20 protein-coding genes are annotated in these 20,012 nt (G+C 73.9%); 6 read left to right on the top strand and 14 right to left on the bottom strand.

Going from position 1 to position 20,012, the window contains the following annotated elements; translation table 11 throughout:
• Nucleotides 1-78: 78 nt before the first annotated feature.
• Both ACZ63F_RS02870 and ACZ63F_RS02865 read right to left on the bottom strand, forming a co-directional pair.
• Nucleotides 79-1,554 carry a bifunctional aminoglycoside phosphotransferase/ATP-binding protein gene (locus tag ACZ63F_RS02870; protein WP_469709303.1) on the bottom strand — a complete coding sequence of 492 codons (1,476 nt, stop codon included), beginning with the start codon at nucleotides 1,552-1,554 and terminating at the stop codon, nucleotides 79-81.
• Nucleotides 1,555-1,657: 103 nt separating this feature from the next.
• On the bottom strand, nucleotides 1,658-2,527 hold the full coding sequence (locus tag ACZ63F_RS02865; RefSeq protein WP_469708072.1) for a universal stress protein: 870 nt from the start codon (nucleotides 2,525-2,527) through the stop codon (nucleotides 1,658-1,660).
• 328 nt (nucleotides 2,528-2,855) lie between these two features.
• Between ACZ63F_RS02865 and ACZ63F_RS02860 the strand changes: the two genes are divergently transcribed.
• From ACZ63F_RS02860 to ACZ63F_RS02845, 4 genes are all read left to right on the top strand, one after another.
• Nucleotides 2,856-3,551 carry a CBS domain-containing protein gene (locus ACZ63F_RS02860; protein WP_469708070.1) on the top strand — a complete coding sequence of 232 codons (696 nt, stop codon included), beginning with the start codon at nucleotides 2,856-2,858 and terminating at the stop codon, nucleotides 3,549-3,551.
• A gap of 426 nt (nucleotides 3,552-3,977) precedes the next feature.
• The gene (locus ACZ63F_RS02855; protein WP_469708068.1) at nucleotides 3,978-4,328 is read left to right on the top strand and encodes a DUF1918 domain-containing protein; all 351 of its coding nucleotides are present in this window, start codon (nucleotides 3,978-3,980) and stop codon (nucleotides 4,326-4,328) included.
• Complete coding sequence (locus ACZ63F_RS02850; protein WP_469708066.1) at nucleotides 4,312-5,196, top strand: universal stress protein; 885 nt, start codon at nucleotides 4,312-4,314, stop codon at nucleotides 5,194-5,196. Before ACZ63F_RS02855 ends, ACZ63F_RS02850 begins: the two co-directional genes overlap by 17 nt.
• Nucleotides 5,197-5,563: 367 nt before the next feature.
• On the top strand, nucleotides 5,564-6,022 hold the full coding sequence (locus ACZ63F_RS02845) for a Crp/Fnr family transcriptional regulator (RefSeq protein WP_469708065.1): 459 nt from the start codon (nucleotides 5,564-5,566) through the stop codon (nucleotides 6,020-6,022).
• Nucleotides 6,023-6,040: 18 nt separating this feature from the next.
• Here the strand turns inward: ACZ63F_RS02845 and ACZ63F_RS02840 are convergent, their stop codons facing one another.
• Genes ACZ63F_RS02840 through ACZ63F_RS02820 form a run of 5 tightly spaced genes read right to left on the bottom strand, consistent with a single transcriptional unit; the run spans nucleotide 6,041 to nucleotide 10,763 of the window.
• Entirely contained in the window at nucleotides 6,041-6,520 is a 480-nt protein-coding gene (locus ACZ63F_RS02840) for a hydrogenase maturation protease (protein ID WP_469708063.1), read from the bottom strand.
• Nucleotides 6,517-7,848 carry a Ni/Fe hydrogenase subunit alpha gene (locus ACZ63F_RS02835; protein ID WP_469708061.1) on the bottom strand — a complete coding sequence of 444 codons (1,332 nt, stop codon included), beginning with the start codon at nucleotides 7,846-7,848 and terminating at the stop codon, nucleotides 6,517-6,519. The genes ACZ63F_RS02840 and ACZ63F_RS02835 overlap by 4 nt, the downstream gene beginning before the upstream one ends.
• Entirely contained in the window at nucleotides 7,845-8,768 is a 924-nt protein-coding gene (locus ACZ63F_RS02830) for an NADH-quinone oxidoreductase subunit B family protein (RefSeq protein WP_469708060.1), read from the bottom strand. The genes ACZ63F_RS02835 and ACZ63F_RS02830 overlap by 4 nt, the downstream gene beginning before the upstream one ends.
• A gap of 1 nt (nucleotide 8,769) precedes the next feature.
• On the bottom strand, nucleotides 8,770-9,588 hold the full coding sequence (locus ACZ63F_RS02825; protein WP_469708058.1) for an FAD/NAD(P)-binding protein: 819 nt from the start codon (nucleotides 9,586-9,588) through the stop codon (nucleotides 8,770-8,772).
• Nucleotides 9,585-10,763 (bottom strand): 4Fe-4S dicluster domain-containing protein, encoded by a 1,179-nt coding sequence (locus ACZ63F_RS02820; RefSeq protein ID WP_469708057.1) that lies wholly within the window; start codon nucleotides 10,761-10,763, stop codon nucleotides 9,585-9,587. Before ACZ63F_RS02820 ends, ACZ63F_RS02825 begins: the two co-directional genes overlap by 4 nt.
• Before the next feature lie 453 nt (nucleotides 10,764-11,216).
• Between ACZ63F_RS02820 and ACZ63F_RS02815 the strand changes: the two genes are divergently transcribed.
• Nucleotides 11,217-12,731, top strand: coding sequence for a DUF1254 domain-containing protein (locus tag ACZ63F_RS02815; RefSeq protein ID WP_469708055.1), 1,515 nt, complete (start codon nucleotides 11,217-11,219; stop codon nucleotides 12,729-12,731).
• Between the two features lie 241 nt (nucleotides 12,732-12,972).
• Here the strand turns inward: ACZ63F_RS02815 and ACZ63F_RS02810 are convergent, their stop codons facing one another.
• Entirely contained in the window at nucleotides 12,973-13,647 is a 675-nt protein-coding gene (locus ACZ63F_RS02810; RefSeq protein WP_469708053.1) for a CBS domain-containing protein, read from the bottom strand.
• Between the two features lie 727 nt (nucleotides 13,648-14,374).
• Here ACZ63F_RS02810 and ACZ63F_RS02805 point away from each other — a divergent pair.
• A complete protein-coding gene (locus ACZ63F_RS02805; RefSeq protein ID WP_469708052.1) occupies nucleotides 14,375-14,815 on the top strand; it encodes a universal stress protein in 441 nt (146 codons plus the stop codon).
• Between the two features lie 146 nt (nucleotides 14,816-14,961).
• Here the strand turns inward: ACZ63F_RS02805 and ACZ63F_RS02800 are convergent, their stop codons facing one another.
• From ACZ63F_RS02800 to ACZ63F_RS02775, 6 genes are all read right to left on the bottom strand, one after another.
• A complete protein-coding gene (locus ACZ63F_RS02800; protein WP_469708050.1) occupies nucleotides 14,962-15,582 on the bottom strand; it encodes a V-type ATP synthase subunit D in 621 nt (206 codons plus the stop codon).
• Complete coding sequence (locus ACZ63F_RS02795; protein WP_469708048.1) at nucleotides 15,579-16,976, bottom strand: V-type ATP synthase subunit B; 1,398 nt, start codon at nucleotides 16,974-16,976, stop codon at nucleotides 15,579-15,581. Before ACZ63F_RS02795 ends, ACZ63F_RS02800 begins: the two co-directional genes overlap by 4 nt.
• 161 nt (nucleotides 16,977-17,137) lie before the next feature.
• Entirely contained in the window at nucleotides 17,138-18,859 is a 1,722-nt protein-coding gene (locus tag ACZ63F_RS02790) for a V-type ATP synthase subunit A (protein WP_469708046.1), read from the bottom strand.
• On the bottom strand, nucleotides 18,856-19,365 hold the full coding sequence (locus ACZ63F_RS02785; RefSeq protein WP_469708044.1) for a hypothetical protein: 510 nt from the start codon (nucleotides 19,363-19,365) through the stop codon (nucleotides 18,856-18,858). Before ACZ63F_RS02785 ends, ACZ63F_RS02790 begins: the two co-directional genes overlap by 4 nt.
• On the bottom strand, nucleotides 19,362-19,589 hold the full coding sequence (locus ACZ63F_RS02780; protein ID WP_469708041.1) for a V-type ATP synthase subunit F: 228 nt from the start codon (nucleotides 19,587-19,589) through the stop codon (nucleotides 19,362-19,364). The genes ACZ63F_RS02785 and ACZ63F_RS02780 overlap by 4 nt, the downstream gene beginning before the upstream one ends.
• 2 nt (nucleotides 19,590-19,591) lie before the next feature.
• Nucleotides 19,592-20,008: an ATP synthase subunit C gene (locus ACZ63F_RS02775; RefSeq protein ID WP_469708039.1), complete on the bottom strand. Its 417-nt coding sequence runs from the start codon at nucleotides 20,006-20,008 to the stop codon at nucleotides 19,592-19,594.
• Between the last annotated feature and the right edge of the window lie 4 nt (nucleotides 20,009-20,012).

The following is a 20,012-nucleotide window of genomic DNA, read 5'->3' as shown; positions in this document are numbered from 1 at the left end:
GGACTGTTTTGCTTTCGGAGCCTTCGCCCAGCCCCGGTCGTCCCCGTGGGCTCCTGCCGACCCGGCAGCCCGCGCCTGTCAGTCCGGCTCCATGTAGGGGCGGCGGAAGACCGGGGCCTGACCGGTGCCCCACGGCCGTACGGCCGTCAGCGCCTGTGCGACCGCGGACTCCAACGGGCCGCTGGTGTCGACCGGAACGGCTTCGGGCCACGGCGGTTCCAGGGCCGCCATGGCGGCGGCGATGTCCGGGCCGGCGTCGGACGGGCCGGGAGCACGGGTGCTCAGACGGGCCGCCGACACGTGTCCCGGGACGTGGCAGTGGAGGGCCACCAGGTCGGCGCTGACGCGTTCGGCCGTGCGCCGTGCCGCGTCACGCTGTGCCGCGTCGGACCAGCTGGCGTCCAGCACGACGGACTCGCCCAGGGACAGCAGGACGGCCGCGCGGTCGAGCAGTGCGGCGTAGGTCGCGGCCGTCCATCGGGGCGCGTACAGGCCCTCGCCGTAGCCGGCTGCCGCGGACTGCTCCGGCGGGATGCCCGCCAGCTCCTTGCGGATGCGGTCGCTGCTGAGCAGGGTGACGCCGAGCCGGTCGGCCAGGGCTCCGGAGAGGGTGGACTTCCCGCTGCCCGGAAGTCCGCCGACGAGGACGAGGCAGACGGTGGAGGCACGCAGATGGCGCAGGGTCATGGAAGCGAGCCGGCGGGACGCCGCTTCCGCACCGGGCGTGCCCTGGCGGGCCTGGATCACCGAGACCTTGGCACGGACGAAGGCGCGGTAGGCGACGTAGTGGTGCCACAGGGAAGGGGGCGCGGGATCCCCGGAGTGCTCGCCGTACCGGGCGAGGAAGAACGCCGCGGCCTCCGGGGCGCCGAGGTGTTCCAGGTCCATGGCGAGAAAGGCGGCATCGTCCAGGCCGTCGACGTAGCGGAGACGGTCGTCGAACTCCAGGCAGTCCAGGACACGGGGGCCGTCGTCGAGGCAGAAGACGTCCTCGGCGAGCAGGTCGCCATGGCCGTCGACCACCCGCCCCTGCTCGATACGGGCGTCGAACAACGCCTTGCGCCCGGCGAGATAACGGCGCACAAGCCGCTCTGCCTCCGGTGCCCCGTCGAGTCCGAAGCCCTCGTCGGCCCGTGCGCGGACCTGCGTGAAACTGGCCTCCCAGCGCGCTGACAACGCGTCCCGCGTGCCCTGCTCGGCCACGTCCCGGCCGCGGGGCGCCGCCGCGTGCCACGCGGCGAGCTGCCGGGCGACGGACCGCAGGACGTCGTCGACGGCGGCCCCCTGCCGTACCAGCCGGGACAGGCGGCGGTCCGCCGGCATGCGGCGCATCACCACGAGCGGTTCGGGCGCCGTCGCGCCAGGGCTGCGGAACTCGCCGAGCCCCAGGTAGACGTCCGGGGCGAAGCGGCGGTTCAGAGCGACTTCACGCTCGCACGCGACCCGGCGGGCCTCGACGGTGGTGTAGTCCAAGAACCCCGGATCCACCGGCTTCTTGACCTTGTAGGCACGGTCGCCGACGAAGAACACGATCGCGGTGTGGGTCTCGCACACCGCTGCGCGCGGCGGCGGCTCGCCGTCGTGCCGGGCACCGGACCGGAGCACGGACACATCCGGCGATGGCGCCGACCGCACCGTCTCCCCGCGGGGGCCCGGCTCAGCCATGGGGAACGACCGCGACGGGGCACCGCCCGTGATGGATGGCGGCCTGCGCCACCGGACCCAGGTGGGGCGCCACACCATGACGGTGTTCGCGCCGGCCGACGACCAGCAGCGCGGCGCCTTCGGCCGCCTGTACGACGGCCTTGGCCGGGCTTTCGAGACCGATGCCGTCGGCCACCTCCACGAGCGGGTACTTCTCGCGCCAGGGATGGAGCGCCTTGCTCAACTGCTGCTGCACGTCCCGCCTGATCTCTTCGGCGACGTCGTGGTCCACCCCCCAGGGCACCCGGGCATGGATCGGCAGGCTTCGGCCGTGGACGGCCAGCAGAGGAACGCCCCTGGCCGCGGCGGAGTGGAAGGCGAAGTCGAGCAGGTCGTCGCAGGACCCGTGCAGTTTGAGGGCCACGACGACGCGCCCCGGGACGGCCGAGGGCGGTCCTTCCTCCCGGCTCTCGGCGCGGACCAGCACCACCGGCCGCTCGGCCCGTGCCACGACGGGCATGCTGACGTCGCCGAGGAAGTAGCTCTGGACGGACTCCAGCCCCCGCGAACCGAGCACGGTCATCTCGGACTCCGCCGCTGCGTGGAGCAGGGCGTTCTGGGCGTCGTCGGCGACCAGGCTCCCGACGACCGACAGGCCCGGATGGCGTGCCTGGAGTTCCGCGCGCGCGGTGTGCACGAGCCGCCTCGCCCAGTAGTTCTGGTCGACTTCCGCGGGGACACGGGCCGGTTCCGGCGCCAGCAGCGGCCACGCGTGCAGCAGCCGCAGGGTGAGCTTGCGTTTCTCGGCCTCGTCGGCGGCCCAGCGGGCAGCGGCAAGACTCTCGGGCGAGCCGTCGAGGCCCACGGTGACGACTGGTTGCATGGCGGCGGCCTCCGTCTCGTATGAAGCTGGATGGACGGTGAGCGGGCCGGACGGGTGGCTGGTCCGGGCGTCGCCTGCAAGCCGGGCGCGATGTGTTCTCTCCATCGAGGATCCCCCCGATCCCCTTCCCGCCGCACGCGGAGGAACGGCCGGCTGCGTGGAACCGGCACGAGAGGAGGCAGGGCGGTGACGATTCCATGTCACCTGCGCGCAGAGAGGAACGGCATGCTTGAGAGAGCCCAGGAGCCGTGGGAGTGCGGCCCGGAGTTCAGCTCGCCCCGGCCCCCCGACGCGGGCTGACACGGCATCGAGAACCGACGGAGTCGCCATGTTCGGCTACCCGCACATCGTCAGCGATGTCATGACCCACACGGTCGCCTCCGTCGGCCGGTCGGCCTCGTTCAAGGACGTGGTGGGCATGATGCAGGAGTGGCGGGTCAGCGCCCTGCCCGTGCTCGCAGGCGGGGGGCGGGTCGTAGGAGTGGTCTCCGAGGCCGACCTGCTGCCCACCGAGGAGCTGCGGGACAGCTCCGAGGAGGGCTACGCGCTGCCGCGCTCCGACGACGTGGCGAAGGCCGGCGCGCCGACCGCCGGGGACCTGATGTCGTCACCGGCTGTCACCGTCCGGGCGAACGCCACCCTGGCAGAGGCCGCGCGCATCATGGCCCGCGCGAAGGTCAAGCGGTTGCCCGTGGTCGACGACGCCGGTCTGCTCGCGGGTGTGGTCAGCCGAGCCGACCTGCTCAAGGTCTTCCTGCGCGGCGACGAGGACATCGCCGAGGAGGTCCGGCGCGAAATCGTGTCGTACCTCTTCCCGCTGCCGGACTCCGCCGTCCACGTGGACGTGGAGGACGGAGTCGTCACGCTGGCGGGCAGAGTCCGCGACACCTCCCTGGTCCCCGTGGCCGCACGGCTGGTGCGGGCCGTCGAAGGAGTGGTGGACGTGGCGTTCGACCTCGCGCCCGGCGGCGGTCCCCGCCGGGCGGACGGGCTCCCGTCGCCGACCGACCAGGGCCTGGTGTGACACGAGGGCCGCGGCCGGCCCTGGTGCGTCCGGCGCCGGCAGGTCCTGCTCGTCCGTCCCGCCGCGTGGCCAGACGGGTCTCCAGGGGACAAGCACATCCGGCGGCGATCACCATGCCCGGCGTCACCACCACCGACCTCTCCACGTGACCTGGCAGCCGGGCCCGCCGCCCTGGACGCCGCTGGGCCGGCCGAGGTGCGGATCGAAGCCCGACCGGGCCCCGAGCATCGCGCCGGCTCCACGGGCCCGGCGGTCTGCCGCGCCCCGGCGCTCTCCGACCGCGCCCGGTGATCTGCGCCGGGCACGGCGGATGGGCCACCAGGCCCGTCCCAGGGGCCGAACGGCCACTGGCAGATCATCCTGACCGCGGCACTCAATGGAATCGGCGGCGCTTCTCCGCGTCACCGAAGGAAGGAGGCGAGGGCGATGTCCGCTCCCGCACCGGTGAAGAAGGGCGACCGGGCCGTGCCCGGTACTGCCCACGAGGAGATCGGGACGTCGATGCGTGCGTGCGTCGGTGACGAGATCGTCGTACGCGGCACCGCGTCCGGGGTCGTCGCGCGAGACGGCGAGATCGTCGGAGTCCACCACCCGGACGGCAGCCCGCCGTACGACGTGCGCTGGGCCGAGGACGGACGGGTGACCCTGTACTTCCCCGGGCCCGACGCCTGCGTCAGGCATCTGGCGTCCGGACCGCACCTCGTCGGCATGTCCGCACGGGCATCGTCGGCTCCCGGCGAGCCGGTGACCGGAGGCGGCCATGTCCCGGCCCGGTGACCGTCGTCCGATCGTGGTGGGTGTGGATCCCGATCCCGCTCACCGGATGGCGCTGGAGTGGGCGGCCGACGAGGCCGTCCGTCGTCGGCTGCCGTTGCGTCCGGTCCACGTCGAGGGTGTCCCGACCAGGGGCCTTCGCCGGGGGCCGGAGATCCCTCCGTCGTGGGAGGAATGGAACGAGGCACTGCACAAGGCGGGGAAACGGGTGCTCGAAGAGGCCGCGGACTTCGTCACGAGCCGGCACCCGCAGCTCGACGTGGAGCCGCTGCTCTCGGAAGGCGACCCCGTGTGGGTGCTGCGGGAGCAGAGCCGCGACGCCACGGCCGTCGTGCTGGGCTCGCGACATCTGAGCCGGGCGCAGGAGGTGTTCGGATCCGCCTCGGTCGCCGTGCCCGTCATGGCCCACTCGCGGTGTCCCGTGGTCGTCGTGCCCGAACCGGCGCACTTCACGCAGGACCCCGCGTACTACGTCGTCGGCGTCGACGGCAGCGAACACTCCGCCGCCGCGGTCGACGTGGCCTTCGAGGAGGCGTCCCTGCGCCGTGCCGAGCTGCGGGCGCTCTTCGTCTGGCAGAACGGGCCGCTGAGGATCTTCGACGAGTACGAGCCGCAGCAGGAGTGCCGCCGGCTGCTCTCCGAGATCGTGGCCGGCCGCCGGGCCCGCTACCCCGAGGTGGACCTGCGCCACGAACTGGTCGTCGGGCATCCCGTTCAGGTACTCGCCGACGCCTCGGCCCACGCGCTGGGCCTGGTGGTGGGCACCCGGGGTCGCGGAGGCTTCACCGGCATGCTGCTGGGCTCGGTCAGCCAGGGAGTGCTGCACCACGCGCGCTGCCCCGTCATCGCGGTTCCGCCCGCACCCGCGTGAGCCGCGGCAGCCGTCGGACAGCCCGTCGCGGTTCGCAACGGGCAGACGCGCCGTCCCGTGCGACGGCAGGAGGCGAGATCCGGAGTAAGTGCGGCCGCGACGCGGGGTCTCTGTCCATCGTCCGCGCGGGCGGGCCGCCCGGCAGTGCCGGTCGGGTCCTTCGCCGGGGCCGCACGGCCCACGAGCGGACGAGCCTGCCGCCTACCGGGTCTGCCGAGGGCACCGCCGTGGCACAGGGGACGAGGGCGTGAACGGGCCCGGCGGCGACGGAAGAAACGATGAGTCACGCCGTGCTGCCGGCCGGTGGTGCCGGGCCGCCGATGCGCTCAGGCTGGAGGTGTCCGCCCCGCTGAAGGGAGTCTGTGCGATGGCGTCCGCGACCACCATGACAAGGGCTCTTGAGTCCGTGCACCGCGAGCGGCTGATGCGGCTCGCCCGTGAGGTCTCCTTCGCGGCCGGGACCCGGCTTTTCGAGGAGGGGGCGCGCGCCGACCGTTTCTGGGTCGTGCGCACCGGGACCGTCGCCCTGGACCTGCATGTGCCCGGCCGGCGCCCCGCCGTCATCGAGACCCTCGGGCCGGGGGAACTCGTCGGCTGGTCCTGGCACTTCCCGCCGTACCTGTGGCATCTGGGGGCGGAGGCGATGAGCCCGGTGCGGGCGTGGGAGTTCGACGCGGGGGCGGTCCTGGAGGCGTGTGCCCAGGACGCCGGGTTCGGCCGGGCGATCGCGGTCTGGGTCGGACAGGTGCTCGCCCAGCGGCTGCACGCCTCCCGGGTGCGCCTCCTCGACCTGTACGCCCCCTACGGGAGCGGCGGACTGACCTGACCGTGTGGAGCGGACGCCCTACGGCCCATTACCCCGCTCGTACGCCTGTCGTACGGAATCGGTCACTCGGTCGGTCAGTTCGGGCAGAGCCGAGCGCACCGCGTCGCTCAGACCTGCGCCGAGTCCCACGTCGGCCACCTCCACCGCGTGCACCACGAGCCGCGGCGGCAGCCGGTCGAGCGCCTCTGCCAGGGCCAGACACTCTCCCAGGCCGAAGCTGTGCGTGCTCGCCGTGGCCCGTGCGTGCCCGGCGGCCTCCGCCGAGGTCAGCGTGTGCAGCTCACCTGGCCGGGCCGGGTGGGTGCGGAGGGCTTCCACGACGATCACGGTGTCCGCGTCGCGCCACAGGTCGAGCAGCCTCGCGGGTTCGCCGTCGCTGACCGCCAGCGCGGTGCCGTCAGGGACCCGCCCCCGCAGTGTCTCCACCACCGCCGGGCCGATCCCGTCGTCACCGCGCAGCGGATTGCCCACGCCGACCACCAGGACCCGGCCGCTCACGGGCGTTCCACGGTCACGTCGAGGAAGTGGGCGGCGCAGGAGATGCAGGGGTCGTGGTTGCGGATGGCCCGTTCGCACAGGTGGGTGAGTTCGTCGTCGTCGGCGGCGGGTCCGTCGCGGTCCAGGCGTGCCTGGACCGTCCTGCGGACGTCCTCCTCGATGGCCGTCTGGTTCTGGGCGGTGGGCGGGATGATCCGGGCCCCGGTGAGTGTGCCGTCCGCGGTGAGGGCGTAACGGTGGTACAGCAGGCCGCGGGGCGCCTCGGTGGCTCCCACGCCGGTCCCCTCGCGCGGCGGGACCTCGACGGCGGGCCGGGCAGGCCGCTCGTACCCGTCGATGATCCGCAGGGCCTCCTCGACGGCCTGGACGACCTCGACGGCACGTACGACGATGCTCCGGAAGGGGTTGTCGCAGACCGCGCCCGCGGCCGGATCGCCCAGCCCGGCGTCCCGCGCCGCCTCGGCCGCCACGGGGTGCAGCCAACGGCCGCTGATCGCGTACCGCGCCAGCGGGCCGGTGAGGAAACGGCGGCCGTCCAGGGTGGCGGTGAGCGCGGTGGAGTGCGGTACGTGCTCCTCCCGGACGTGCTCCTCGAAGTCGGACAGGGGGAACTCGCGCAGCGCCGGACCCGTGACCGTGGGCGTACCGGAGTCGATGGCGTACCGGCCGGGGTCGCGCAGCGCGAGCAGGTCGTGGTCGCACACGGTGTCGGGGAAGTCGAAGGCCCCCACCCAGCGGACGGTCTCCAGCGCATCGTCCCGGGCCTGCCGGAGCCGGTCCGCCAGGGGGCGGAGTTCGTCCGGTGCCGGGGTCCGGTGGAAGCCGCCGATCCGGACGTTGACCGGGTGGACGGGCCGGCCGCCGAGCTGTTCGAGGATCGCGTTGCCGGCCTGTTTGATCCGCAGGCCGCGTTCGACCGCCGCCCGCTGGTCGCGGGCGAGTTCCACCACGTCCGCGCGGCCGAGGAAGTCCGGGGCGTGCAGGAAGTAGATGTGCAGGGCGTGGCTCTCGATCCACTCGCCGCAGTACAGCAGGCGGCGCAGGTCCGCGAGAGGGCCGTCCACCGTGACTGCGCAGGCGTCCTCGATCGCCTGGCAGGCGCTCATCTGGTAGGCGACCGGGCAGATGCCACAGATACGGGAGGTGATGTCGGGGGGCTCGGTGTGGCCCCGGCCGGTCAGGAGGGCCTCGAAGAACCGCGGCGGTTCGTAGATGCGCAGCCGTGTCCCGGTGACCGAACCGTCCTGGACGCGCAGGTGGACGGCCGCCTCGCCCTCCACCCTGGCCAGTGCGTCCAGCCGCAGGACACGGGTTCCGCGAGAGTTCATGCGGGCCTTTCCGGGCGGGTTTCCGAGTCGGTCCGCGAGCCGGTTGGCGAGCTGTGCCGCTCCTCGGCCGCGAGTTCGGGTACGGGGGCATGTTCCGGCGCGGTGGCGTTGAAGGTGTGGAAGACACGCAGGATGTCCCGCTCGCTCATACCGTCGCGGTGCAACTGGGCGACCATGGACCGCAGGTTGGGCTGGTTCGACGGTCCGAAGCAGCCGTAGCAGCCGCGTCCGTAGGCGGGGCAGATCGCGCCGCATCCGGCATGCGTGACCGGCCCCAGACAGGGGGTGCCGTGGGCCACGGTGATGCAGGTGGTGCCGCGCCTCTTGCATTCGAAGCAGACGCTGTGGCTCGGGATCCGGGGTCGGCGTCCGGCCAGGTGGGCGGTGATGACCTCGATGAGCTGGCGGCGGTCGATGGGGCAGCCGCGCAGTTCGAAGTCGACCGGGACATGGGCGGAGATCGGCGTCGAGGTCTCCAGGGTGGAGATGTACTCCGGGCGGGCGTAGACCGCGGCGAGGAACTCGTCGACATCGGCGAAGTCGCGCAGGGCCTGGATGCCCCCGGCGGTGGCGCAGGCCCCGATGGTCACCAGGGACCGGGAGACACGGCGGATGTGCTGGATCCGCTCGGCGTCCTCGGCGGTGGTGATGGACCCCTCGACCAGGGAGAGGTCGTACGGCCCCTTTCCGGCCAGCCTGGCGCGCTCCCCGCCGGGGCCGCCCTCGACCGGGGTCATCTCCAGGAAGTGGTCGATCCGTACCCGCTCGCTGAGGTCGAGCAGTTCGTCCTCGCAGTCGAGCAGGGTCAGCTGGCAGCCGTCGCAGGAGGCGAACTTCCACACGGCGAGCGAGGGCCGGGGGTCCGGGGCCGGTTCGAGTTCGGGGTCGGGTTCGCGTTCGGGGTCGAGTTCGGTGGCCATGTCACAACTCCCTCACCAGGAGCAGGTGTGCCACGCGGTCGTAGCCGACGACCGGACCGTCCCGGCACAGCAGGAGCGGGCCGAGCTGACAGTGGCCGCAATGGCCGGTGGCGCAGCGCATGTTCCGTTCCAGGGACACCTGGACGCGGTCCGGTGCCAGGCCCCGGGCCACGAGCTCGCGGGCGGTGTGACGCATCATCACCTCGGGCCCGCAGACCAGCGCGCAGGTCCGTTCGGGACGCAGGTCGAGGCGGTCCAGGAGCGTGGTGACCACGCCCACCGCGCCGCGCCAGCCGGCGCCCGGCCGGTCGACGGTCACCGCCACCCGCGCCGGTCCGCGCCAGCCGTCGATCTCGTCCCGGTAGACCAGGTCGGCCGGGCTACGGGCGCCCACCAGGACCGTGAGCCGGCCGAAGCCGTCCCGCCGTTCCAGGGCGGCGTGCACGACCGGCCGCAGCGGGGCCAGCCCGATGCCACCGGCGACCACCAGCAGGTCCTGTCCGGCCGCGGCCGCCAGGTCCCAGCCGCTACCGTACGGCCCGCCGAGCGCGACGGTGTCCCCCACACGCAGCCGGTACAGCGCGGACGAGACCGCGCCGACGGCGCGCACGGTGTGCACGAGGCCGCCCCGGGGACCGCGCAGGGCGCTGACCGAGACGGGCACCTCGCCGACCCCGAACGCGTAGATCATCGCGAACTGTCCGGGGGCGAACGGCGCGAGTCCGGGTCCGGCGGGCACCAGCTCGATCGACCGGGTGTCGGCCGTCTCCGCCCGGGTGCCGACGACCCTGTAAGGGAGTGGCGGCGCCACGCCGGTCATGGTGACCCCGCCGTCGGTTTCCCGGACCGTGTCCAGTCGTACAGGGCGGCCGCCTCCTCCGTGATGTCGATGCCGACCGGGCACCAGACGATGCAGCGGCCGCAGCCCACGCATCCGGACGACCCGAACTGGTCGTACCAGGTGCCGAGTTTGTGGGTCATCCACTGCCGGTAGCGGGCGCGGGAGGAGGCCCGGACGGGGCCGCCGTGCAGCAGGGAGAAGTCGAGGTCGAAGCACGAGTCCCACAGCCGCCACCGCTCGGCGTGGTCGCCGGTGAGGTCGGTGACGTCCTCGGTGGTGGTGCAGAAGCAGGTGGGGCACACCATGGTGCAGTTGCCGCAGGTCAGGCAGCGTCCGGCGACGTCGTCCCAGCGGGGCGCGTCGAGCGTTCCCGCCATCAGCTCCCGCAGGTCGGCCTCGGGCATGGTGCGGCCCATGCGGTCCGCGGCCGCCGCGACACCCGCGCGGGCCGTCTCACGCGTCCCCGGGTCGGCCGGGCGGACAGGCAGTTCGGCCAGGATCGCGGCGCCCTCCGGGCTGCCGCTGCGGACCCAGAAACGGTGCCCGTCCCCGTCGACCACCTCCGTCATCACGAGGTCGTGGCCGGGGCCGGCGGCGGGTCCGGTACCCATCGAGACGCAGAAGCAGGTGGCGCCGGGCTCCGTGCACTCGACCACGATCAGCAGTGCCCCGGTGCGCCGTCCCTCGTAACCGGGGTCGCGGTACGCCCCGCCGGTCAGCACCCGGTCCTGGACGGCGATGGCCCGCAGGTCGCAGGGGCGCACACCGAGGAAGGCGTAGCGCGGGGGCGCGGACCGGTCGGCGGTGAGGACGAGCTGCCCGTCCACCCGGTCGGCGCTCCACTCCAGCACCCGCGGCCGGTGCAGGAACGGCTTCCAGGACTGCGGGCCCGCCGCATGCGCGAAGGCCGCGCCGTCGGACCGCTCGACCAGCCGGTACCGCCCGGCCTCCAGCTCGACGCCCCAGCCGTACGGCAGCTCGTCGGCCGACCGCAGCTCCGCGAGGACGATCGCACCGTCCCGCACCGTGGGTCCCACCACCGTGAAGCCGCGTCTGATCAGCACATCCACCAGCGCTGCCATGCCGTCCTTGCCCATGACAAGGCCGTCGGACGCGGGGTCCGGAGGGGCGTTCACAGCGGCATCGGCGGTCATGACCGGCCTCCTTCGGCACGGCGGACGGCGGCACGGCGGACGGCGGCACGGCGGACGGCGGCACGAGTCCTCCCGCTGTCTCCGGTCCACGGGGCAGCGGTTCCGGCCGTTCGACGGGCGGGACGAGCCGTACGCGTGGTGCGCGGGCCCGTTCGGCCTCCGGCCGCAGCCGGGCGGCCGGTCCGGCACCCGCCGCACGCGCCGGCGCGGCTCTTCCGTGGCGCTCCTGCGGCCATCGTCTCAAGTGCCCGGCGACCGTGCCACCGAGCCGTCCGGCCAGGTGGGACGCCCACGCCCCGGGAGTGAGCATGGCCGCCGTGGGTGAGACGGCCGGGCCTTCCTCCGGCTGCGTCGACCTGCGACACGCGTGAGGATGGCCGCTGAGGGGGGGTGATCACGCGGCCGGGGTCCGGGAACCCTGACCTCGACGCGGTTGAGCGAAACGGTGTCCACATGGCCGAACCTTCACAGCACCCTGCCTGGCGGCGGATACCCGAGGACGTGGCCGGCGCGGCGGTCACGGTGGCACGGGCCGCCGGGCACGCGGTCCGCCATCCGAAGTCCACGGTCGAGCGCGCACGCCGGCTGCCGGACATCGTGCCCGCGCTGGGTCAGGCGGTGAAACCGATCCTGACCGGGCGCATGGACGACTGGCGCGGTGAGTACGCCTACACGTTGGGCGAGCAGGCGTTCGTCTACGGGTTTCCGTACATCTACAACGCCAGGCTGAGGTACGACTGGGTGACACAGCCGCGGAACCCCTCGACGGTTCCGTACGCGCCCGTCAACCACTTCTGGCACGCCGAGCGGCTGCTGGACGCGACCTACCGCGACGGCGGCTGCCCCAACAACGACACCCTGTACTCGGTGGCCTGGGTGGACCTCGGCGGCGAGCCGGTGGTCCTCTCCCATCCGGACATGGGCGACCGGTACTTCACCTTCGAACTGGTGGGGATCACGTCCGACAACTTCGACTACGTCGGGCAGCGCACCACCGGCTCCGGCGCGGGCAGCTTCGCCCTCGTCGGCCCGCAGTGGCGGGGCAGCCTCCCGGCCGGGGTGCGGCAGCTGAAGAAGGCCCCCAGCCCTTGGGTCCTCGTCCTCGGCCGTACCCTGGTCAGCGGCCCGGACGACGTGCCACGCGTCCAAAGACTCCAGGAGCAGTACCGGCTCACTCCGCTCAGCCTGTTCGGCGAGCCGGACGCGAAGGTCCCCGAGAGCCGTGACGTCCTGGCGCCGATTCCGGCGGAGGAGGATCCCCTGGGACCGTGGAAGACCCTGAACGCGATGCTGGCCGAAAACCCTCCGCCTGCCCATCACCAGGTGCTCCTCCAGCAGTTCGCCCAGATCGGCGTCGGCCCCGGCCTCGATGTCGAGGCTCAGCCGGACCCGGTGAAACGAAGCCTGATCCGGGCCGCCACCGTCGGCGTGCCCCTGCTCAGACAGCAGATCCTCAGCGGCGACTGGGCCCACCTCGTCCACGGCTGGCGCTACCCTCCCCCGCAGATGGGACGCTTCGGCGACGACTTCCTCAAGCGCGCCGCCGACCAGTCGTTGATCGGCGTCACCGCCAACGACCCGGCCGAAGCCGTCTACCTGCTCAACTTCGACGACGCGGACGGCAACAAGCTGGCCCCCGACGGCGGGTACGAACTGCACTTCCCCAGCGGCTCGCTGCCACCCGTCGACGCCTTCTGGTCGCTGACCGCCTACGGGGAGGACATGAACCTCATCCCCAACCCGGCGGACCGCTACTCGGTGGGCGACCGCAGCGCCGGTCTGCGGCGGGACCCGGACGGCGGACTCACCATCCACCTGCAGAGCGAGCCGCCCGGCGAGGGCAGGGAGGCCAACTGGCTGCCCACCGCGAAGGAAGGCACCTGGTTCGTGGCCCTGCGCATGTACCGGCCCCGCCCCGAGGTGATCGACGCGACCTGGGAGTGCCCTCCGCTGACCCGCGTCGCCTGACGTCCCGGCACGCCGGCGGAGCCGTCACCGCCCCGCCTACGACGCGGGGCGGTTGCCCCCGGTCCCCGGCCCCGGGCGATCCGGTGCCGGGGGCTGTCTCCCGGTGCGGGAGAGGCGGGCCGGACGGATGATCGGAGGAGGCCCGTAGGTGGCGGATGCCGGCCGGTTCCTGGTCGACAGATCCTCGGACGCGGCCGGTTCCGCTCCGTGACGCCGGAGCACCCGGTAGGTGGAAGCGGACTCAGGCCCCGGGGGGAGAGGGCCGGGCGTCGTCCCTCCGCCACGTCAGGTTCCCGGCGACCGAGACCACTCCGTCCACGCCCCTGCACAGCTGCTCGACGACGGGAACCAGACTCCGGTACTCCACGGTGCCGCTGAGTTCGACCCGCCCGTCATGCACCTCCACGGCCACGTCCGCCGGTTCGAGCCCCAGCGTGCGGTGCAGCAGGTCCCTGGTGATCTCCTCACGAATGGCCTCGTCACCGCGCAGGAAGATCCGCAGCAGATCAGCACGGCTGACGATGCCCAGCAGCCGGTCCGCCTCGTCCACCACGGGCAGCCGCTTGACGCGCTGGGTCTCCATGAGGCGGGCCGCCTCCACCACGCTCCACTCCGGACGCGCGCACACCGCGGGAGCCGACATCAACTCCTCGGCCCGGGACCCCTCGGCCTTCGCCCGTTCCCAGGCTTCCAGGTGCGGGACGGGGGTCCTGCCCGACGGATCGGCCTGGTCGGCGCTCTTGCGCAGCAGGTCGGCCTCGGAGACCACCCCCATGGGGCGCCCCATGTCGTCCACCACGGGCACGGCGGTGACGTCGTTCTCCGCCAGCAGCCTGACCAGTTCCTTGAACGAGGTGTCCCGCTGTGCCCGGACGACGGGCCGCGTCATGAGCTCCTCGACCGTTCGGTGGTGCATGGTGCCTCCCGGATACGAGCCACCCACCGCGCGGTCGGGGCGCTCTCGCCCGTGCCGCAGTGGGCCCCGCGTGGCAGGTCTGGTACAGCACCATTCTGCGGAGCGGACGGCGATCATGCGAACTCACCTGCGCGACCGGCTGGTCGTCGAAAGCCCGCGAGACCGGCGCGGCCAGGCGGAACGCCGGGCTCGTGGACGGCCGGCCGGCGGTCCCGGCGCACAGGACCAGGCCCGTCGGCGTCAACCGAACAGACTCCGCACACGGATCGTCTCGACATGCCGCCACGTGCCGTCGGTCAGCAGCAGCCAGTCGGGCCCTCTCCCCCGCCGGCGGACGGAACCAGCCGTCGGCCCTGCGGCCCGGCGCCGGGCCGGGCTCGCCGACGGCAACCGGGCACCGGAGCGCGCACGCGCTGCCCGCCCGGCACCACGAGTGCGCTTGCCCATCGTCACTCCGCCCGCTCATGGAACCGTCGCTTCCGCGCCCTGCCGTGACAGACACCCCCGGCTGAGAATACCTGCCGTGACAGACACCCCCCGGCTGAGACTGGTTGAGCCTGCCCGCGCGACCAGGACGCTCGGTGAAACACACTCCAGCATCCCTCCCGAGGTGCCCCCTCCGATGGGGCCGAACGGCACCCGCGAGGACCGTGCGGCCCCTGCCCAGGGGGTCGGCGGCATAGGACGGTGGGGCGTACGACGATTGCGGAGCGGAGGGCCGTGCCACATGGAACCGGATGTCCCCGTACCGAAGGTGGTGGTCGGTGTCGACGGGTCGCCGTCCTCGTACGACGCCCTGCGCTGGGCCGTGCGGTACGCGGGACTGGTGCACGGGACCGTCGACGCGGTCGCGGTGTGGCAGCTGCCCGGCCTGTACGGCTGGTCGGCACCGGCCGTGGACATCGACGTCGACGAGGAAGAGGCCCGGCAGGGGATGCGCAGGGAGCTCACCGAGGTACTGGGCGCGGAGGCGGACTCGGTCCGCACCCATCTGGTGCACGGCGACCCCGCCGACGTCCTGTTGCGGGCCGCCGAGGGCGCCGAGGTCCTGGTCGTCGGCAGCCGGGGCCGGGGCGGGTTCGCGCGTGCTCTGCTCGGCTCGGTCGGCCTGCACGTGTCGCAGCACGCGTCCTGCCCGGTCGTGATCGCGCGGTCAGGGACGGGATGACCGGAGAGCCGCACCTCGGGTGGCGCGGCGGCGTCGTGGACAGTGCCCTTGCGCAAGGCGGGTCGCGCAGCCGGGCCGCGTCGCAGGTGCACAGGAAACCTTGGCGGGCCGGGGGGCCGCGGCGTGGGGCCGGACACCGGTCCCGGTCACCGCGCGCCGCGTGCGGCGGCCCAGCGGCGTCGTACCGCCTCTTCGTGCTCGGCCTCCTCCAGGGCCAGTTCCGCCGCCGCGAGTTGCCCGCGCAGCTCGGGGATCCAGTGCCGGCGGAGGGCGCGGGCCCGCTGCCGGGTGCGTACCGCCTCGGCGGCGAGCAGGTCCGCGGCGGCCCGGTGGGCGGCATGCTCCGCGGCGGCCCGGACCGCCGCACGGTAGGCGGCCTCGGCGTGCGCGAGCGCGGTGTTGGGCGGGGTCGGCTCCTCAAGTCTGCGCACGGGATCCGTCCAGGACACGGTCGCGGGATGCCGTACCCCCATGAGCGCGGCCCATCCGACATCAAGCCGGGCGTGGTCCGACGGTACCGCCTCGGCCAGCGCCGCCTCGCCGCCGAGCAGCACTCCGCGCACCAGCCAGGTGTCCGCCTCGGCCAGCCGCTGCCGCCACACCGCGCCGGCCTCCTCCGCCGCTTGACGCGCCAGGCGCTCCCGGTCAAGCAGCAGCCGGAGTTTGCGTTCGAGCAGATCCGCTCCGCGCAGCGCGGTACCGAGGCTGCGGCGCAGTCGCAGCCGTCCGGCCCGCCCGGCCGGCACCCGGCTTCCGTGCCCGCTCACGGCGTCTCCTCCCGCGGGGCCCGGTGGGTGTCCAGCAGCGCGGCCGGGATCATGCCGAGCTGACTGCGCGGCAGCGTCAGCAGGACCTCCCAGGCCCGGTCCAGGGAGTCGTCCAGGGTGCGGTTCTCGTCCGTGGCCTGGGCGAGGAACCGCTGCCGGAAGGCGTCCTCCAGGTCCAGGTGGCGCAGGTCGACCGGGCTGAGCGCCGGCCGGCCGATCAGGTCGGCGAGTTCCCGCACCTGCCGGGCCCGGGCCAGCGCGGCGAGCAGCTGCGCGGCCACGTCCGGGTGATCGGGGCGGGTCCGCCCCTTCCCGGCACCGTGGCGCATCAGCCGGGACAGCGAGGCCAGCGGGTCGATGGGCGGGTACACACCGGCCGCGTGCACCTCGGCGGAGAGCACGATCTGCCCCTCCGTGATGTAACCGGTGAGGTCGGGGACGGGGTGGGTGATGTCGCCCGCCGGCATGGTGAGTACCGGAACGACGGTCACCGAGCCCGGCCGTCCCCTCAGTCGGCCGCACCGCTCGTAGAGGGAGGCGAGGTCGCTGTAGAGGTAGCCCGGGTAGGCCCGGCGGGCGGGGATCTCGCCACGCGCGGCCGACACCTCGCGCAGTGCCTCGGAGTAGGCCGTCATGTCCGTCATCACCACCAGGACGTGCCGGCCCTCGGTGAACGCCAGATGCTCGGCGACCGTCAGGGCGATCCGCGGGGTCAGCAGCCGCTCGATGACCGGGTCGTCGGCGGTGTTGAGGAGCAGGACCAGTTCCCGGGCGGCCGAGCGCTCCGCCAGTCCGGCGCGGACGAACGCGGCGTCGGCGTGGGTGAGTCCCATGCCGGCGAAGACCACCGCGAACGCCTCCCCGCCGCAGGTCGCCTGGGCCGCGATCTGCACCGCGAGCTCCAGGTGGGGCAGCCCGGCCGCGGAGAAGACCGGCAGCTTCTGGCCACGTACCAGCGTGGTGAGGACGTCCACGGCGGTCACCCCGGTCAGCACCGGCTCGTTCGGCGGCTCCCGGCGCACCGGATTGATCGGCGCGCCGCCGACCGCCGCGTGGGTCGCGCCCAGCACCGGTGGCCCGCCGTCGGCCGGTTCGCCCCGCCCGTTGCACACCCGGCCCAGCCACCCGGGGCCGACGGGAACGCGCAGGGGCGAGCCGGAGAAGGCGACGCGAGTGCCGCCGCGTTTCATGCCGGCGGTGTCCTCCAGCACCTGCACCACGGCGAGGTCCCGGTCCACCTCCAGCACCAGACCGTGCCGTCGTTCACCCGAGTCGAGGGTGATCGTGGCGGACTCGTCCCAGCCGACCCCGCGCACGCCCTCCAGGACCACCAGGGGGCCACGCAGCTCGCGCACCCCGGTGTACTCGATGTCCCCGGGGCCTATGGGATCCACGGGACTCGTGAGGTCCGCCGGCTCCATGGGCTCCGCGGGGTGCGCAGGATTCACAGGGTCCGCGGGATGCACGGGCTCCGCGGGATGCACGGGCTCCGCGGGATGCACGGGCTCCGCGGGATGCACGGGCTCCGCCGGTTCCATGGGCTGCGCGGGCCCGCTCATGTCGCCGCCTCCGCGAGCCTGGCCAGCACCGTGTCGCGGGCAGCCGCCACCGGTACCGTCTCCGCCGGGCCGGCGTCCTCGCGGGCCCGCAGCAAGGGAGTGAAGTCGACCGCCTCCACGGCGTCCGCCGCGGTGCCGGAGTCCACCAGTTCCAGGCAGCGGTCGACCACCGTCAGCGTGGCCTGCACCAGGGCCGCCGTCTTCTCGGGCGCACTGTAGGCGTCCGCCGGGGACAACGCGCTCTGCTGGATCACGGCCTCGCGCAGCAGCCGTCCGGCGAGCACGCTGATCCGCTCGCGCGGTGGCAGGGCCGTGATGCCGACCAGCTCGACCAGGTCGGCGAGCCGGTCCGCCTCGGCGAGCAGCCGCGCCACCCGTCCCCGCCGATTCGCCCAGTCGGGGTCTCCGGCCCGCACGTGGGCGGCGGCGAGCGTGGAGGCGTCCCGGGAGAAGGAGTCCGTCCAGGAGACGGCCGGGTAGTGACGGGCGTAGGCGAGGTCGCGGTCCAGGCTCCACAGGCACCGTACGAACCGTTCGGTGTGGGCGGTGACCGGTTCGGTGCGGTCGCCGCCCGGCGGGGACACGGCACCCAGCACCGTGACCGATCCGGTGGCACCGCCGAGGGTGCGCACGGCCGCGGCCCGCTCGTAGAACGCGGCCAGTTGGGAGGCCAGGCCCGCCGGATAGCCCTCCTCTGCGGGGAGTTCACCCATCCGCGAGGCGAACTCGCGCAGCGCCTCCGCCCAGCGGGACGTCGAGTCGGCGATGACGACGACGTCGAGGCCCATGTCGCGGAAGTACTCTGCGACCGCGGCTCCCGTGTGCACACTCGCCTCCCGGGCCATCATCGGCATGTTGGAGGTGTTCGCGATCGTCACCGTGCGCTCCGACAGCCGGCCCCCGGTGCGCGGGTCGGACAGCTCCGCCAGGTCCTCGATGACGTCGGCCATCTCGTTGCCACGCTCCCCGCAGCCGACATACACGATGACGTCGGCGTCGCACCACTTGGCGATCTGCTGGAGCAGCATGGTCTTGCCGGTGCCGAAGCCGCCGGGGACGGCGACGGTGCTTCCCCTGGCCACCGGGAAGAGCAGGTCGACGGCGCGCTGCCCGGTGTGCAGCGGCACATCGGCGGGCAGCCGCCGCGCCACCGGGCGGGGCCTGCGCACCGGCCAGGTCCGCGCCATGCGCACCTCGTGCCCGTCCACCACCGCGAGCACGGTGTCGGCGTCGTACTCGCCCGGGACCACGACGCCGCTCACCGCGCCCGAAAGGCCGGGGGGCACGAGCAGCCGCAGGGGCACGGCCGCGGTGATCTCGCCGAGGACGTCACCGGACGCCACCCGGGTGCCCTCGGCCACCCGTGGCGTGTACGGCCAGGTGCGCCCGTCCGAGGCGAGGGCGGGTCCGCCGGTGAGCAGCAGGTCCCCGGCGCCGGACAGCGGACGCAGCAGGCCGTCGAAGACACCGCCGAGCAGCCCGGGGCCCAGCCGCACCGACAGCGGGTGGCCCTGCGGTTCGGCGGGGTGGCCCGGTGCCAGCGCGCCCGTGTACTCGTACGCCTGGACGGTGGCCGTGTCCCCCTGGAGGGCAACCACTTCGCCCGGTAGCCGGGCGGTTCCCAGCAGCACCAGGTCGTGCATGGCCACGGAGTCCGGACACGCCATCTCCACCAAGGGGCCGGCGACCCGCAGGACACGGGAGGAGGTGACGGTCATGGCCGGCCCCAGAGGCTCTCGATCCGTACCCCCAGGCGTTCCACCGCGCGGTCGGCGAGGGTGTCCGCGCGGAGGTCGAGGTGGCGTCCGGGCACATCGGCGGTGACTCCACCGTCCGGCAGGGCCGTGATCCGCGCGTCCGCGCCCAGCAGCGCCCGAGCGGTCCGGGCCAGACGGCCGGGCGGGACGGCTCCCTCGGCCAGCGCCCGCCGCACGCCGGAACGGACCTCGGCCCCGAGGTCCGCGTAGACCTCGGCGCGGGCGGCCAGTTCCCGGCTCCAGGCGTCCTCGGCGGCGCGCACCCGCTCCCGGGCGGCTGCCGCGCGTCCGTCCCCGGCGCCCAGCTGCCGCGCCTGCGCGAGGACCCGCTCGGCGTCGGCGCGTGCGGCACGCAGGGTCTGCGCCGCGTCCGCACGGGCACGCTCGACGGCGGCCTCGGCCTCGGCCCGGGCGGCCCGCAGCAGTTCGGCGCGCACCGGGTCCAGCTCGTCGGCAGATGCCGTCATCGGGGCATCACCACCGTCGGCGGCCGCGCCGGGTCCGGCGCGGTGGCCTCGGCCCCGAGCGTCTCGGCGGCCGCCGCGGTCAGGATCACCAGGGCGACCGTGCCGGGCAGTTCCCGCCAGGCGCGCCGGATCTCGTCCGGATGCTCCGCGGCCAGCACCTGGACCCCGGCCAGGGCCAGCCCGCCCACGCTCGTCCGCGCCCCGATGGCGGCCACCGTCCCCATGGTCACGCCTTTCCGATCAGCAGGATCGCGACCACCAGCCCGTACACGGCGATGCCCTCCGCCAGACCGACGATCACCATGGCCCGGCCGAACATCTCCGGGCGCTCGCTCAGCGCGGCGAGCGCGGCGGCCCCGGTGTAGGCGACCGCGATGGCGGCGCCGATCGAGGCGCCGGCCACCGCGATGGCCGCCCCGATCAGGGCGGAGCCGCCCGCACCGGCGCCCCCGGCCGCGGCCTGTGCCGAGGCTTGCGCCGGTCCCGTGAGCGCCGTGGCCAGGACGGCGCACGCGCCTGCCAGCAGGACCAGGTTGGTCGCCAGGAGCCAGCGGAAGGCGTGTCTGGTCCGGCGTCGCCGCAGCAGCCGTACGGCACCGAGCATCGCCACCAGGACCGGCAGCACGATCAGCCAGGCGAGCATGTGA

The sequence above is a fragment of the Streptomyces sp. NPDC104761 genome, assembly GCF_055583445.1.
Note: the sequence above shows the minus strand (reverse complement) of the source record. Positions and strands in the feature narration are given on the sequence as shown.